This is a genomic window from Paenibacillus sp. OSY-SE, from assembly GCF_000283315.1.
Classification (GTDB): Bacteria; Bacillota; Bacilli; order Paenibacillales; family Paenibacillaceae; genus Paenibacillus_B; species Paenibacillus_B profundus.
Genome location: NZ_ALKF01000155.1, coordinates 1 through 14,601, shown reverse-complemented (window position 1 = coordinate 14,601; position 14,601 = coordinate 1). Strand labels below are relative to the sequence as shown.

Sequence of the window (14,601 nt, the reverse complement as noted above, 5' to 3'; positions counted from 1 at the left end):
TTCCTCCCGCATTTCTAATTCGTGATTGAACTACCCTGATATCAACTTCAATGGATATCCGCCTTTTTAAAGTAAACAATGGTTGCTATAAGTCCAATGATAGCGGTAGCAATAATCGCCGCATACGAATACAACGGGGGATATTCGGGAACAAAGCCGTTGTCCGCGATAACATGTACGGCTGACCACGGATATAAAGCCTTATATTCCCGATTAGCAAGCGCCACGTTGCCCATCGTAATAACAGCCGTAAAGATAATGGTTGGAACATAATTTTTGAACAGAAAGGTGACAAATATAGTTGGGGTCGACAAGAGAAACAGCAGGCTGCCTCCGATGAGAAATTGTTTCAGTGATTGTAACAATACGGCAGCATTCAAGCCTTCATACTGTCCTATCAATCCCAAAATGAAAGTCAGTCCCCAAGCCACCAAAGTTAATACCAGTATCCAAATGAATAGCAGCACCAGCTTGCTTGCAATGAAGCTAATTTTTGACACAGGGATGGTTAACAGATTTTTCAATGTGTCTTCCACATACTCACGGTTAAACAGATAAGCCGTAATGACTCCATATAGCAGGGTTCCAATTAGAAGAAGCACATACAAATTGGTCTGGGAAAATGCCTCGCTAAATAGAACAGGCATATCGGGCTTTTTCGCTTTGTAATCTAAATATCCGATAAAGACCATCAACGGGGCCGCTGCCGCTCCAATAAGACTGACCATGAACATCTTGGCTCGCTTAAGCTTGAGAAGCTCTGTATACACCAAATTAACCAATCGTCCCGCCTCCTATTAATTTGATGAAGTAATCTTCCAATCTGTCCTCACTTAGCGCAATCCTTGATACTTCGATGTCATGCTCCACGAGCATTTTGTTAATCTTGCCTTGCTGGCCAATGTGCGAGTACACGCGGATTTTCCCATCGTCATGAACCTCATAGTCAAAAATATCGAAACGCTGCTCCAGAAGCATTGCTGCTTTGTTATCGTTGGATACTTGAAACTCAAGAAATTTACGGTTCCTTGTCCGCAGCTCCGCAAAAGAGATTTCTTCAAGCAGCTTCCCTTGATGAATAATCCCGATCTGATCGGCCAGCTGCTCGACTTCGGATAAAATATGGCTCGAAATGAGAATCGTTATCTTTCTTTCTTCGGCCAGAGATGTGATGAGTTTGCGTATTTCCTTGATGCCGATCGGATCCAAGCCATTAGTAGGCTCATCTAGTATTAACAGCTCCGGGTGATGAAGAATAGCGCGGGCGATTCCCAGTCTCTGCTTCATCCCCAAGGAATATTTGCCGACTAACTTGGCAGGTTCATTCTGCAGCCCAACGATTTCTAGAGCTTCTTCGATTGCATTTTTTTTATGGACGCCCATGAGCTTGGCATTAATGAGCAGATTTTCCCGGGCCGTTAGGTTTTCATAAAAACCTGAAAACTCGACAATGGAACCCACTCTCCTTAAAATCTCTTTTTGCTTGGTTAGCAAATTTTCTCCGAATATTTCGATCTGCCCTTGGGTCGGTTTGATTAAGCCTAGCAACATGCGAATGGTCGTCGTTTTGCCTGCGCCATTCTGTCCAAGAAAGCCGTAAATCTGCCCCTGCTCCACGGTCATGTGAAGGTTGTCCACGGCCTTCTGCGTACCATATGCTTTCGTTAAATGGGTCGTTTTTATAATTGCGCTCATGCTGCACCTCCTGCTTTTTCATGACTTTTACATCGGCTCATAACTACATGATAAGCAGGCGATTTTAAATGCCTCTTAACCAGTTCTTAATTAATTCTTAACATGACCCGTTCATAAGGAGACATTGGGATATTCTCTTACAATTGTTTAGGGATAGTGAAGCTAAACGACGTTTTCACTCCCGGATCGCTTTCCGCCCATATTCTCCCTCCGTTTTTCTCGACAAGCGCTTTTGCGATGGCAAGACCCAGACCGCTTCCGCCGTGCAAAGGATTCCTTGAGCGCTCGGTGCGATACATTCGTTCGAATACCTTGGTCAATTCGTCTTCCGGAATTCCTGCCCCCTTGTCCCATATGCTCAGTTGATACACTGTCGTGTGTTCTGTCAGCTCAATGCCCAATACTCGTCCATCTTTTCCATACTGCACCGCATTTTTTATGATATTGTTTATTATTCGCAGCAAGCTTAGCCGATCTGCCGTGACCAAGCATTTCTCTTCGGGGATGGATGCGTTAAGCTCCATATTGACTTTAGTCAACTCAGGCAAAAATTCAATCACTGCTTCCCGTGTAATCTCCGCAAAATCAAGCACTTCCGGCTGCAATGGAACTTCATCTGCATCCAGCTTCGCCAAATGGAATATTTCATCAATCAAATCCTTTAAGGCGCTAGCCTTCTTGGAGATGATGTCAACATATTCTTGTCTTTCTTCTCTCGAAGCAGCGATATCATCCTTGAGGGCATCCACATATCCGATAATCGATGTGAGGGGTGTCCGAATATCATGGGAAATATTAGACAACAGACTCTTTCTTGCCGCCTCGGATTTGATCGTCTGGACTTGGACTTTGTCTAACTGCTCGATCAACTCATTGATAGAGAAAATAACCTCATTAAATAAAGGCTCGTCATTCGCCAATAGTCTGGTGTTCACATTTCCAGCAATAGCACGTTTCAATGCTGTAACCGCGCCCTTTACTTTCGTCATGAATTGGAACCTCATGGATAATAGGATTGCCGTTATTACAAAAAGCGCAGTAAATAAAACCCCACGAAATATTCCATGGGGCTGATTCATGAAATCCATGATGACAAGAGCTATCATGATTACTAATTGCGCAATGAGGAGAGAGATGCTCTTGTCATGCTTCATCTTTCTCACCTACAAACTTATAACCGATTCCCCACACGGTCTGGATCAACTTCGGATCGGATGGGTCCTCTTCGATTTTTTTTCTGAGCTTGCGGATATGCACCATCACGGTATTGTCATCTTCCAAGTATTCGCTGTCCCACACCTGGCGAAATATTTGGGTCTTCGTAAATACTTGTTCCGGATGGGAAGCAAAAAACTTTAGCAGTTCAAATTCTTTTGCCGTTAATAAAATCTCTTCTCCAGCTCTGGTCGCAGTATACTTTTTCGAATCGATCGTTAAGCCTTTGTACCGGATTAACGTGTCCTCATGAACACTGCCTATACTGCCCTCGCTGCCTAATATTAAAAACCGCCTCAGATGAGCCTTGATTCTGGCAACCAATTCATTAACGCTAAAAGGCTTCGTAATATAATCATCCGCCCCGATGCCCAGCCCTAAGATCTTATCAATCTCTTGGTCCTTAGCCGTGAGCATAAGGATCGGAACATTGGTTTTATTGCGAAGTGTTCTGCATACCTCTATGCCATCGATCTTGGGCATCATCAGATCCAATATAATTAAGTTATATTTATTGTTATCAAATAGACGAAGGGCTTCCTCTCCATTTACCGCCATGTCGACCTTGTACATTTCTCTTTCTAAATACGTTTTCAACAGCTCCCGAATTTCTTTTTCATCATCGGCTATAAGGACTTGAATATCTTCCATCTTCTCACCAGCTTCTTATTCATTGGCAAACTTGTAGATTTAGTTTAACTAATCCTGAACTAAATTGCACATGGAAGAGCGGCTTGAAATAGAAGCCCCCCACAATTTGGACACAAACTATAACCGCCCCCTTTACAATAAATTATATTCCGCTTGATGTTGGTTTAACTTTGTTCATCTATGATTAGACACGTAAAAGGATGAAAAACAAAGTGAAAACTAAATGAAAAAGGAGTCATGAACATGCGTACTCATCGTTTCATGAAATGGACAGCAGCCGTGCTTGCTTCCGCATTATTGCTCGCAGGCTGCTCTTCCGGACAAGCTGCGAACCAGGCAGTCGATGCTTCCAACCTGACCTTGGATCAAATTGTTGAAAAGGCAAAACAAGAAGGTGAAGTCAATTCGGTCGGCATGCCGGACACTTGGGCCAACTGGGTGCAAACGTGGAACGATTTAGGAACGAAATATGGCTTGAAACATACAGATACAGACATGTCCAGTGCCGAAGAGCTTGCGAAGTTCGAATCGGAACAAGATGATGCAACCGCAGATATCGGAGACGTCGGCATTGCGTTCGGTCCGCTGGCACAGCAAAAAGGACTGACACTCCCGTACAAAACCTCGTACTGGAATGACATTCCGAATTGGGCCAAAGACAATGAAGGCCACTGGCTGCTCGGCTATACCGGCACACTGTCCATCATTACAGATAAGAACAAAGTGAAGAACCCGCCGAAAACGTGGGATGACATTAAAACCGGCACCTTTAAAGTCACTGTCGGCGACGTCATGAAGGCGAACCAAGCGCAATTCGCCGTCTTGGCTGCCGCTTATGCTTTCGGCGGTGACGAAACGAACATTCAACCGGGCATTGATTTCTTCGCAGAACTGGCGAAGAACAAGCGCCTTGCTTCCAATGATGCCGGATTGGCGAACCTGGAGAAGGGTGAAGTGGAAGTCGGCTTCCTCTGGGATTTCAATGCGCTCGGCTACCGTGACAAAATCGGCAAGAACCGCTTCGACGTCGTAATCCCGGAAGAAGCTTCGGTCATTAGCGGTTACGCAACCGTCATCAACAAATATGCGAAGCATCCACACGCTGCGATGCTGGCACGCGAACATATTTTGTCCGATGAAGGTCAATCGAACTTGGCACGCGGGTATGCGCGTCCAATCCGCGCGAACGCGAAGCTGGCTGACGACGCCAAGGCAATGCTGCTTCCGGATGATATGTACAAAAATGCGAAGCCGGTCAAAGATTTAAAAGCATGGGAAGAAACGGCGAAAAAACTTCCACAGCTGTGGCAAGAACAGGTGCTCATCCATGTCCAATAAGAAGCTTATCTTTATCATGTTGGAGCAAACATCGGCGTCTCCGTAAGGGGACGCTTTTTGTTCACATGACAGACGACAGCCGAAAGGAGTACGTATATGAAACGGTTTAACAGCATGCTGTACATCACGGTGATCCCGTTATTCATTTTTGTGGCGTTATTCATGTTCGTTCCGCTCTTCACGATGATCTCGGGAAGCTTCCAGCCAGACGGCGGCGGCGCGTTCACGTTGACGCAATATACAGAAATATTCACGAATCCATATTACTTGAAAGCATTCGAGAACAGCATTCTCATTTCCTTATTGTCGAGCTTAATTGGCATTGCAGCTGCGGTGTTCGCGACGTACGCCATTACCCGCTTCCCGAAGCACATTCAGGAACGCGTGCTCGTCATTACGAACTTGACCTCGAACTTCGCAGGCATTCCGCTAGCATTCGCCTTCATCGTGCTGCTCGGCAACAGCGGCTTGTTCACCTTGCTGTTCCGTCAATTCGGCATTGATATGTCGGCGGCGTTCGATTTGTATTCGTGGGCGGGGCTGACCGTTATTTACGTGTACTTCCAGCTTCCGCTCGCAATTATGCTGCTGTACCCGATGTACTACGCTATCCAGGACAATTGGAAAGAAGCCGCGTCGCTGCTCGGCGCATCCCCTTTTCAATTCTGGAGACGCATCGGACTGCCGATATTGCTGCCAGGGATCGCAGGCACGTTCAGTATCTTGTTCGCCAATGCGATGGGCGCCTACGCTTCTGCTTACGCGTTGACGGGCAGCAACTACAATCTCGTACCGGTGCGCATCGGCGCGCTCGTATCGGGTGATATATTCGCTCGTCCAGAGTTGGGCAGCGCCTTAGGCGTGCTGCTTGGCTTAACGCTGCTGGCCGCCATGCTCGTCAATGAATGGCTGACGCGTAAAGTTCGGAGGGATCTGCTATGACACGATTGACTCGTTCGCTGCCGATGGTTGCTTTTGCTGCAGTGCTCATCTACTTGTTCATTCCCGTTATCGCCACCCTGCTCTACTCGCTAGCCACGTCGTGGAACAAGACGATATTGCCAGAAGGCCTGACGCTGCAGTGGTTCGGCGAGCTGTTCCGCGATACACGATTCATTCAGGCGTTCGGACGTTCGCTGCTGCTAAGCAGTGCGGCTACAATTGCCGCCGTTGTCGTCATCGTTCCGGCTACATTCGCCATTTTGCTGTATGCTCCGAAGCTGGAGCGCTGGGTGCAAACGCTTGTCATGCTCACCTACGCCGTGCCAGGCGTCATTATGGCGGTCGGATTGATTCGGGCCTACTCAGGCAAAGGCTTCTCGATGATTATCATCGTCCTCGGCGCATATGTCATCGGCATGCTTCCGTTCATGTACCAAGGTACACGCAACAGCTTGCGTGCCGTACAGGCAGGCTCGCTGATGGAAGCTGCCGAACTGCTCGGCGCGAGCCGCATGAAAGCTTTCATTCGCGTTATCGTTCCGAATATTATGCCAGGGATTCTCGTGTCGGCGCTGCTCTCCTTCTCCATCTTGTTCGGCGAGTTCGTGCTCATCAACATTCTTGTCGGCGGCCGCTTCGAAACGATGCAGCTGTACTTATACGCCAAATTGAATACGAGCGGACATATCGCAAGCGCCATTACCGTAACATACTTCATCCTCATGGCCATTCTCAGCGCATGGATTGTGAAGCTGACAGGACGCACATCCAAGCCGAACAAGGAACCAAGCGCTGCGGTGGCTGAAGCTGCTATCCCTACAACTAAAGCGATGATGAGCAAGGAGGCTTCATAATGAGCTACGTGCAGATGAATCAAGTAAGCAAGGCGTTCCAAGAACAGAAGGTGCTCGACAACATCGATATGCAAATAAAAAAAGGGGAATTGGTCACCCTGCTCGGCCCCAGCGGTTGCGGCAAAAGTACGCTGCTCCGAATCTTATCCGGCTTGACGGCACTCGACAGCGGCACCATTCATATCGACGACAAGGATGTCACCCCGATTGAGCCGAAGGACCGGGAAATCGGCATGGTATTTCAATCGTACGCGCTGTTCCAGAACTTGACGGTAACCGATAATATCGCTTTCGGGTTGGAAATGAAAAAGATACCGCGTGATGACATCCGCCGTGCAGTCGGCGAGATGATCGAGCTCACCGGTCTGCAAGGCAAAGAAAGAGCATTTCCGCGCGAACTGTCAGGCGGCCAACAACAGCGTGTCGCGCTCGCCCGCTCGCTTGTGACGAAGCCGAAGGTGCTGCTGCTTGACGAACCGCTCAGCGCCTTAGATGCGCAAATTCGCAAAAACCTGCAGCAACAGCTGCGCTCCATTCAGCGGGAATTGAATATGACGACCGTGCTCGTGACGCACGATCAAGAGGAAGCGATGGCGGTAAGCGATCATATTTACATTATGAATGCCGGACATATCGCCCAACATGGCGCTCCGCATGACATATATACGCAGCCTCGCAACGAGTTCGTTGCACGCTTCATCGGGAGCTATAACGTATGGAGCGCCGAAGCGCTCGGCCGCATCGTGCCGCAGGTAGAGCATACAGGCAGCAAGTTATATGCGATTCGTCCGGAAATGTTCTGCGCGCAGCCGCTTGAAGGCGGATTAGCCGTCACAGGCACGGTCAGCAGCGTGACGATGCTCGGCAACATTACGCGCATGGAATTGAACGTGCAGGGCCAACACGTCGTCGTCGACCAAATTCACCGGGCTTCGGATTGGGCCAACGTCGGCGATTCTACCACCGTCTATTTACATCCGAAGGACGTGATTCCGCTTCATGATGCTACTGCCTGATGAACGTAGACAGCATATTTTAGAACAGCTGCAACGATATGGGAAAATTCAGGTGGCGTCCCTCGCCACTGCGTTAACTGTCACGCAGGAGACGATCCGCCGTGACTTGGACGAGTTGGAAGCGAAGCAAATGCTGAAGCGGGTGTACGGCGGTGCCGTTGCCTATTCACATGTAAAGATGGAGCCCCGCTTCGAAAAGAAGAGCACCATAGAACACACGGCGAAGACAGCGATCGGGGAAGCTGCCGCCACGCTCATTCAAGACGGCGATACCATCGTCATCGATGTCGGCACGACGACCGTCGAGCTCGCCCGGGCAATCCGCGGCGTCGTTCGTGTAACGATTGTCACGAATTCAATTCCTGCAGCAGAACTGCTCAATGAACGGCTGGAAGCCAAATGGTTCGATGGTAAAGTGATTATGCTGGGAGGCGTGACACATCCGGAACAGAAATCAATAGCGGGCGCTTTGACGTGCGAATTGCTTACGCGATTCCACTTCGATAAAGCGTTCATCTCCTGCGGCGGGATGACGCCGTCTGGTATTAGCGATTACGACATGGAAGAATCGATATGCTCGAACATAATGATTCAACAATCGGACCAAGCGTATGTGCTAGGAGACCGATCGAAGCTCGGGGAAACGCAATTTTTCCGCATCTGCGAACTGGACAAAGTCACCGCCGTTATCTGCAATGCGCCGATGCCGGAGGATTGGGCACGGTCTGGTGTGAATGTCGGGTGGATTACAGCATAGCGGCCATTATCGTCAAATGGGGTGCTTTTATGAAATGTCGCAACAGCAGTGCAGTAACGTAACAAGCTGCTCCGCCTTGTCCGCTCCTTTGCTCCACTCTCCCCTTCCATCAGAATACCTTTATTGAGGCCTCGGTAGGTGAGCGACCGCGTATAGAGGCAGGTTTATCACTTAAGTAATGTTTGTAATATCGTTTTAGCTTTAGCGTTTCGCAGAAATTGAACTTTTCCTTGATGATGGAAGGGCTAATATCCTGTAGCGCATCAGGATGATATAAGTGAAGTGCCGATAATGTTTCCATTTAGAATACGCCCCAACAGTGATATGGTGCGCTTTCAGCCAAACGTGGATCTCCTTATACATTCCTTTGCCCCACTCTCCCTTTACGTCAGAGAGGCGCTGCACCCTAATGACGTTGCTGGATGATGCAAGGTGAATTGCCGTCATGTACAGGCGCGCTCTATGGCACGGTGTCTAGACAATACGCTAATTGCCTTATCCTCGACGTTATCATTTCTGATCAAAGGGGAGAATGGATCTAAGGAGCATGGAACAGAAGCCTGCTATCCTGTTCTTGGTTCTATGGCTCTCTGGCTATTAACAATACTTATAGAAAAAGAAACAAAGTATTTGAGGTAATAGAAGAAGACGGTAAATGGAAACTACTTCATATCCGGTTTTTATAAAAGGTTGGTTCTCAGACGACATTAAAGGAGAACATGTTAAATTAACTTCCACCAACGGTGTTTTTGGCGCTGGTAACGCTTACCCTTAGATATACTGCAAAAGTTAATAAGTCTCCTGCCAATGGAGCCTTATTCTGCGTACTACTGGATAATTGAGTTGTTAGCTCCTATCTCATAATATAGCCGCCATCGGGGAAGAGCGAGCTTCCCGTCGTATACCGGTTAGTCATCAAATAGATGACTGAGTGCGCAACCTCATCCGCCTCGCCTACTCGTTCGAGCAGACACATTTTGTTGTATGCCTCATAAGCTTCAGTTCGCTTTTCTTCCGGAACGCCCTCCCATTGGAAGGAAGTTTTGATCGTGCCTGGCGAAGTCACGTTAACGCGCACGGGAGCTAATTCCACGGCTAGAGCTTTGCCTAGACTTTCAATCGCTCCATTGCACGCAGCATACGAGATATGCGGTTTCCTACACGCACGCTTCTCTTTTCCGCCGTCTCCGTTCGGGAGAACCCAGCCGTACTGCTCTCAATTTCCCCCTCCTGATTCAAGACAGCCGCTTCGCAGTGAAGAAGCTGTCCGAGCAGAATTACGAGCTCGTTCATTCTCCTGTTCAACACCAAATTCATGAATTGCTGGTTCACTTCGTGCGCTTCTTGAAGCATGTGGGCTTGACGATGCAGGATATTGTCCATGATGACTCTCGTCATGTCCATGAAGGGAACTTCGAGCGGGATATCGAACAGAGGAATGCCATATAGATTGCTTTTATGGATGGCTTCCTGCGGTACTTCTTGATTATTTCCGCATTGCGAAACAGCTGTAATTGCAACAACTTTTCCACTGTAAAGAGAGTGTGGTCCATTGCTTCACCTCGTGCAGATCTTACTCTCGATATTACCACCGATTGTCAACCATAATACTAAACCGATGCTCAATGCATCTCCGACTTTGTTGCGCACCCGAATCAATAACGTTGTAGAACCATTCCATTTATATTTAACGACATTAATCATATCCGCCGCCATATTGCATGCATGGCATCCTTCCGAGTGGCTTGCCATGTTGTTCCTCCCTTCCTCGCATCCAGCATGTTCCAGCGAAGACAAATTCCCCGAGGAGGGGATGTATATTCGCCGTGTCTCACCAAGAAGCGCATCATAAGGTAATGATAAAGGAGGGAAATACGAATGGAAGCATATTATAATTGCTTGTATTGCATGAACAAAAAAGTCCGCATCCTGACGGTAGACCGCAAAGAATATGCAGGAACGATAGTGAATGTAGATAGAGAAAATGTCTACTTGCGTCGCGAAGCTAGAGGCGGGGGGGTGAAGACATCCGCCTTCTTCCCTAGCTTCAACAACGAAATCATAACGCTGAGCTTGTTCACCTTGCTTGCTATCGCTTTGCTGTAACACGACAAGGCCCGGCAGCTTGCCGGGCCGGTCTTGTCCCCTTGAAGGGATTCAGCGCGACGGGCGCCTATGCGCTTTCAGCGCTACAGCTTATCCGCCACGATGATATATGATTTCGGTATGCCTTTGTCGAATACGTCGGATGAGAGATTCGGCAGTTCTTCCAACGACTTCACATAAAGTCCTTTGGCCGCAATCGAGGTCACGATTTCGCCCAGTCCTGTTCCGCAGCTGTACCTTGCGGCAGGCATCTGAAGCACGTCGGACAATATATATTGAATGCTGACGCCCGCTTCCGCAGCCAGCTCGTTCGCACAACGCTCGTTGTCCGACGAGAAATCTACAATAGAGACCATCCGCTCCCAGCAAGGCAAGGGCGACCGCCTTGCTGCCGTTTGAACCAAGAAGATTGATGGTTTTTTTATTTTGAATTGCCAAGATGGCAAATGGGTACGGTCCGTAATAATCATAAATCCCGCATGCGGGATCTGACCTTTTTTCATGTCATTATTTCTTTTTCAGTATGCCTAAATATTCTTTCCAAGGCCCAACGTCCGCCCTGTATCTCTCAGCCATTACCCGTACGATTTGAGCAATGTGCGTTAAATCATGAACAACCCACGTAGAAGCAATTCTCTTAACTTCACTACACCGAACGCAGGGTGTGAGCCAGTCAATTCAAGATGCAATTCAGGTTCAATAAGATCCATAAGTTTGGTTGTATTCAGTGTTCGAATCGTTTTGAATTCAAGCAACTTTTGTTCAATCGATCTTTCAGACCTTTCATTTAAGTGAGAATAACGATCAAATGGGGGAAATGGTTTACTTTCGCCTTCCTGAAGAATAAATTCTAACCTTGGTATCCAATTATTTTTCTCTCCCTCTATGAGGTGCTCAATCACTTCAGAGACGTTCCAGGTTCCTTCTCCTTCATTGCATTGCAACCATCCATTAGATACACCAGATAAAAAATACTCCAATGTTTGTGGTGTACGCTCCAGAACCTCAATAGCTTCTTTCATATTAAAATTCATATAACTGCTCCTTTCTTCTTTTTTAATTTCCCTTCAGCTTTTTCTATATTCTCAGCAACTCTAAATTGAACGATTTTGTTTATTAATTCATAAGGCAGCGGCTTGTCTATAGGAAATTGTACGGACCCTTTTGCCGTTTTATATTCAGCTAATTTATCTTTAAATGCATGAATCCCGCTGGGGGTTGGATAAAATCCAATATGATTTTTATAAGCGGCAAAATGCACCAGATTTCCATGCAGCACAAAAGTAGGCATTTGATAGCTTATCTTTTCCTTTGCGTCTGGTGCCGACTCTTTAATAACTTTTCTTAATGTTTTAAGTATTGCCTGAACCTCAGGAGGAAATTGTGAAATATAATCATCGATGGACTCATACGTGATTTTTTTTCCTTCCATGATTTCTCCTTTCATAAACCTTATTTAGTAGTCTTGGTATATTATCCTTATATTTTTAATAAACCCTGTATATTACTGTTTTAATATAAATAATCGGTACCTCAATAAAGGAAGAGCGCCACACTGCGTCCCTTCCGCCTTCGTGAACATTGCTGCGTCGCACCAGCGCATGCAACGTTTCCCGGTCAGGCTTGTCTTAGGGTATAGTCGCATTATAGCTCATCATCTCCGCCTTTGAAGCGTCTTTTCAACAAATCGTGAATCAGGCTCGTTAGGGTCCACTATCCCCCTTCTCCCACACTCCCTATCCACAAAATAGGAACAGAAAAGAAGACCAGAACGACGGCTGTTCTCCCGGATACTTCCATTTTAATACACCTAAAGAATAGGTCAACCAGAAATCTCTGGTTGACCTAATTCAACAGCCTAAGAGATACTTCTCAATATAATAATAATAATTTTACGGATTTACTTTGATTGAGCAATATCATCCAATCATTTTATTTCTCCTTATGGCATCCTTACAATCATACCAATAGAAGGAGGAATGTTAAGTGCCAAACGAAAAAAGAACCGTCAGTTATGACGCAGATTTGCAGATAGAGGCATACTGGTTCGAGGGAATCATGCAAAAATTCCCCAACCATTTTCACGATTATTATGTGATTGGATTTATCGAAGCTGGACAGCGGTATCTGCTGTGCAAAAATCAGGAATATTTCATCAATCCCGGTGACATCATCATCTTTAACCCGAGGGATGTTCACTCCTGTGAACAGATAGACGGCAAAACGCTGGACTACCGGTGCATCAACATTCAACCGGAGATGATGAAGAAAACGGCGCTTGAGATAACCGGGCGGGAATTCTTTCCGAATTTTTCACAAGCGGTTCTTTACCGCAGTGAGCTTGCCAGTTCCTTGCGGGAGCTGCACCACATGATTTGCGAGGGAGAAACTGATTTTATCAAGGAAGAGCTGTACCTGTTTTTGATCAGTCAGCTCATACAGGAGTATGCAGATAGCATTACAGATCCTCTTGCTCAGGAGCCTACTTCTGAATTTAAGCCTGTGTGCGATTATCTGGAAGCAAACTTTGCAAAGGCTATTACGCTGGATGAACTAAGCAGGCTGGAAAATATGAGCAAATACCATTTCTTACGCTCCTTTACCCGGCAGAAAGGGATTTCCCCCTACAGCTACTTGGAAACGATCCGAATCGGCAATGCGAAAAAGCTGTTGGAGCAGGGGGTTCCCCCGGTTGAAGCCGCATTCCAGACAGGCTTCAGCGATCAGAGCCATTTTTCCAACTTCTTCAAGAAATTTATCGGCCTAACTCCGAAGCAGTATATGCGGATATTTCAAAGTGAATCTTCTATACAGCACCAGGCTGAAAGGAAGGAATTATGATGAAGTTCCATTCCAGCGCTCCCGGGCATCTGGCAGCGCTTTTAACCATTTTGATTTGGGGGACAACCTTCATCTCCACCAAAGTCCTTTTGGTGGATTTTTCTCCCTTTGAGATTTTGTTCTTCCGCTTTACCATCGGTTATGCCGCTTTGCTGGCGGTATATCCGCGCTTTGTGAAATCAAAGAACATACGGGAAGAATTGCTTTTTGCCGCGGCGGGATTTTGCGGCGTGACCATGTATTTTTTACTGGAAAACATCGCCCTTACCTATACACTCGCCTCCAATGTGGGGATTATCGCTTCCGTCGCACCATTTTTCACGGCGGTAATGGCTCATTTCTTTTTGAAGGGTGAATCCCTGCAGCCGCTGTTCTTTGCGGGCTTTGCGGTAGCCATGCTGGGAATTGTATTGATTGCCTTTAACGGAAGCTATATTTTGAGACTCAATCCCAAAGGGGATATTCTCGCTGTTCTGGCCTGCATATTTTGGGCGATGTATTCCATTCTGATGCGCAAGATCAGCGGGCTTGGTTATCATAACATCGGCTGTACCCGGCGGGTATTTTTCTATGGTCTGCTTTTCATGCTCCCGCCACTGCTACTGTCAGATTCTCATTTGGGTCTTGAGCGGTTTGCGGAGCCTGTCAATCTGCTGAATATTTTATTTCTTGGGTTGGGAGCCTCGGCATTGTGCTTTGTTACATGGAACTGGTGTGTGGGCGTCTTGGGGGCGATCAAAACAAGCGCCTATATTTATTTGGTACCGGTCATCACCATTGCAGCCTCATATTTGTTCTTGCATGAAACTATTACAGGAGCAGCTCTGCTTGGTACACTCCTAACGCTGGCGGGTCTGTTTCTTTCAGAGAAAAAACATAAGAAAAAAACAAAGTTCAAAGAGGTAGATTATAATGCTCCCATAGGTTGAGACACGGGAGCGTGATAAATAAGTTATAATAATGCCATGGAAAAACGGAACCGATATACCCCAGAGTTTAAAACGAAAGTAGTGCTGGAGGTCTTGCAGGAAGAGCAGACCGTGAACGAGATTGCAGCGAAATATGAACGGAGTCCAGTGATGATTAGCCGATAAAAAATCAATCGAGTTAGGGGGCCAAGCCTCTTACACACCTACAAGCTGATCCATCTACGGCGGTTCCGTAAGGTTAACCAAGTTCTAGATAA

16 protein-coding genes and 3 pseudogenes are annotated in these 14,601 nt (G+C 46.9%); 9 read left to right on the top strand and 10 right to left on the bottom strand.

Features of this window, described 5'->3' with window-relative positions; translation table 11 throughout:
• Positions 1–47 precede the first annotated feature (47 nt).
• The 4 genes from A372_RS0106050 to A372_RS0106035 form a co-directional block, all read right to left on the bottom strand.
• The gene (locus tag A372_RS0106050) at positions 48–782 is read right to left on the bottom strand and encodes an ABC transporter permease (RefSeq protein ID WP_019419932.1); all 735 of its coding nucleotides are present in this window, start codon (positions 780–782) and stop codon (positions 48–50) included.
• On the bottom strand, positions 775–1,695 hold the full coding sequence (locus tag A372_RS0106045; RefSeq protein WP_019419931.1) for an ABC transporter ATP-binding protein: 921 nt from the start codon (positions 1,693–1,695) through the stop codon (positions 775–777). The genes A372_RS0106050 and A372_RS0106045 overlap by 8 nt, the downstream gene beginning before the upstream one ends.
• Positions 1,696–1,832: 137 nt before the next feature.
• On the bottom strand, positions 1,833–2,849 hold the full coding sequence (locus A372_RS0106040; protein WP_019419930.1) for a sensor histidine kinase: 1,017 nt from the start codon (positions 2,847–2,849) through the stop codon (positions 1,833–1,835).
• Complete coding sequence (locus tag A372_RS0106035; RefSeq protein ID WP_019419929.1) at positions 2,839–3,561, bottom strand: response regulator transcription factor; 723 nt, start codon at positions 3,559–3,561, stop codon at positions 2,839–2,841. The genes A372_RS0106040 and A372_RS0106035 overlap by 11 nt, the downstream gene beginning before the upstream one ends.
• A 243-nt stretch (positions 3,562–3,804) precedes the next feature.
• Between A372_RS0106035 and A372_RS0106030 the strand changes: the two genes are divergently transcribed.
• The 5 genes from A372_RS0106030 to A372_RS0106010 all read left to right on the top strand — a co-directional run bounded on the left by A372_RS0106030 (position 3,805) and on the right by A372_RS0106010 (position 8,468).
• The gene (locus A372_RS0106030; RefSeq protein WP_019419928.1) at positions 3,805–4,899 is read left to right on the top strand and encodes an ABC transporter substrate-binding protein; all 1,095 of its coding nucleotides are present in this window, start codon (positions 3,805–3,807) and stop codon (positions 4,897–4,899) included.
• 96 nt (positions 4,900–4,995) lie between these two features.
• Positions 4,996–5,841, top strand: a complete 846-nt coding sequence (locus tag A372_RS0106025; RefSeq protein ID WP_019419927.1) for an ABC transporter permease — start codon at positions 4,996–4,998, stop codon at positions 5,839–5,841.
• A complete protein-coding gene (locus A372_RS0106020) occupies positions 5,838–6,695 on the top strand; it encodes an ABC transporter permease (protein ID WP_019419926.1) in 858 nt (285 codons plus the stop codon). The genes A372_RS0106025 and A372_RS0106020 overlap by 4 nt, the downstream gene beginning before the upstream one ends.
• Positions 6,695–7,711 (top strand): ABC transporter ATP-binding protein, encoded by a 1,017-nt coding sequence (locus A372_RS0106015; protein ID WP_019419925.1) that lies wholly within the window; start codon positions 6,695–6,697, stop codon positions 7,709–7,711. The genes A372_RS0106020 and A372_RS0106015 overlap by 1 nt, the downstream gene beginning before the upstream one ends.
• Positions 7,695–8,468 (top strand): DeoR/GlpR family DNA-binding transcription regulator, encoded by a 774-nt coding sequence (locus A372_RS0106010; protein ID WP_019419924.1) that lies wholly within the window; start codon positions 7,695–7,697, stop codon positions 8,466–8,468. The genes A372_RS0106015 and A372_RS0106010 overlap by 17 nt, the downstream gene beginning before the upstream one ends.
• A gap of 853 nt (positions 8,469–9,321) precedes the next feature.
• Here A372_RS0106010 and A372_RS33370 read toward each other — a convergent pair.
• From A372_RS33370 to A372_RS0105995, 3 genes and pseudogenes are all read right to left on the bottom strand, one after another.
• Positions 9,322–9,612: pseudogene (locus tag A372_RS33370) on the bottom strand (SDR family oxidoreductase); the annotation flags it as partial.
• Positions 9,576–9,872 (bottom strand): hypothetical protein, encoded by a 297-nt coding sequence (locus A372_RS0106000; protein ID WP_019419922.1) that lies wholly within the window; start codon positions 9,870–9,872, stop codon positions 9,576–9,578. The gene A372_RS0106000 and the pseudogene A372_RS33370, both read right to left, overlap by 37 nt.
• A gap of 153 nt (positions 9,873–10,025) precedes the next feature.
• Complete coding sequence (locus A372_RS0105995; protein ID WP_019419921.1) at positions 10,026–10,220, bottom strand: hypothetical protein; 195 nt, start codon at positions 10,218–10,220, stop codon at positions 10,026–10,028.
• Positions 10,221–10,346: 126 nt separating this feature from the next.
• Here A372_RS0105995 and A372_RS0105990 point away from each other — a divergent pair, with 126 nt between their 5' ends.
• Complete coding sequence (locus A372_RS0105990) at positions 10,347–10,574, top strand: hypothetical protein (protein ID WP_019419920.1); 228 nt, start codon at positions 10,347–10,349, stop codon at positions 10,572–10,574.
• Between the two features lie 248 nt (positions 10,575–10,822).
• Here the strand turns inward: A372_RS0105990 and A372_RS38460 are convergent.
• From A372_RS38460 to A372_RS0105975, 3 genes and pseudogenes are all read right to left on the bottom strand, one after another.
• Positions 10,823–11,039 (bottom strand): annotated as a pseudogene (locus A372_RS38460) (class I SAM-dependent methyltransferase); the annotation flags it as partial.
• A gap of 42 nt (positions 11,040–11,081) precedes the next feature.
• Positions 11,082–11,608, bottom strand: a pseudogene (locus A372_RS33365) (DinB family protein).
• Positions 11,605–12,006, bottom strand: a complete 402-nt coding sequence (locus A372_RS0105975) for an iron chaperone (protein WP_019419919.1) — start codon at positions 12,004–12,006, stop codon at positions 11,605–11,607. The pseudogene A372_RS33365 and the gene A372_RS0105975 overlap by 4 nt, the downstream one beginning before the upstream one ends.
• A gap of 554 nt (positions 12,007–12,560) precedes the next feature.
• Between A372_RS0105975 and A372_RS0105970 the strand changes: the two genes are divergently transcribed.
• From A372_RS0105970 to A372_RS33360, 3 genes are read left to right on the top strand one after another with little or no spacing between them, the layout of a single operon-like run.
• The gene (locus A372_RS0105970; protein ID WP_019419918.1) at positions 12,561–13,415 is read left to right on the top strand and encodes an AraC family ligand binding domain-containing protein; all 855 of its coding nucleotides are present in this window, start codon (positions 12,561–12,563) and stop codon (positions 13,413–13,415) included.
• Positions 13,415–14,344 carry a DMT family transporter gene (locus tag A372_RS0105965; RefSeq protein ID WP_019419917.1) on the top strand — a complete coding sequence of 310 codons (930 nt, stop codon included), beginning with the start codon at positions 13,415–13,417 and terminating at the stop codon, positions 14,342–14,344. The genes A372_RS0105970 and A372_RS0105965 overlap by 1 nt, the downstream gene beginning before the upstream one ends.
• Positions 14,345–14,380: 36 nt before the next feature.
• The gene (locus A372_RS33360; protein ID WP_019419916.1) at positions 14,381–14,509 is read left to right on the top strand and encodes a transposase; all 129 of its coding nucleotides are present in this window, start codon (positions 14,381–14,383) and stop codon (positions 14,507–14,509) included.
• Positions 14,510–14,601 lie beyond the last annotated feature (92 nt).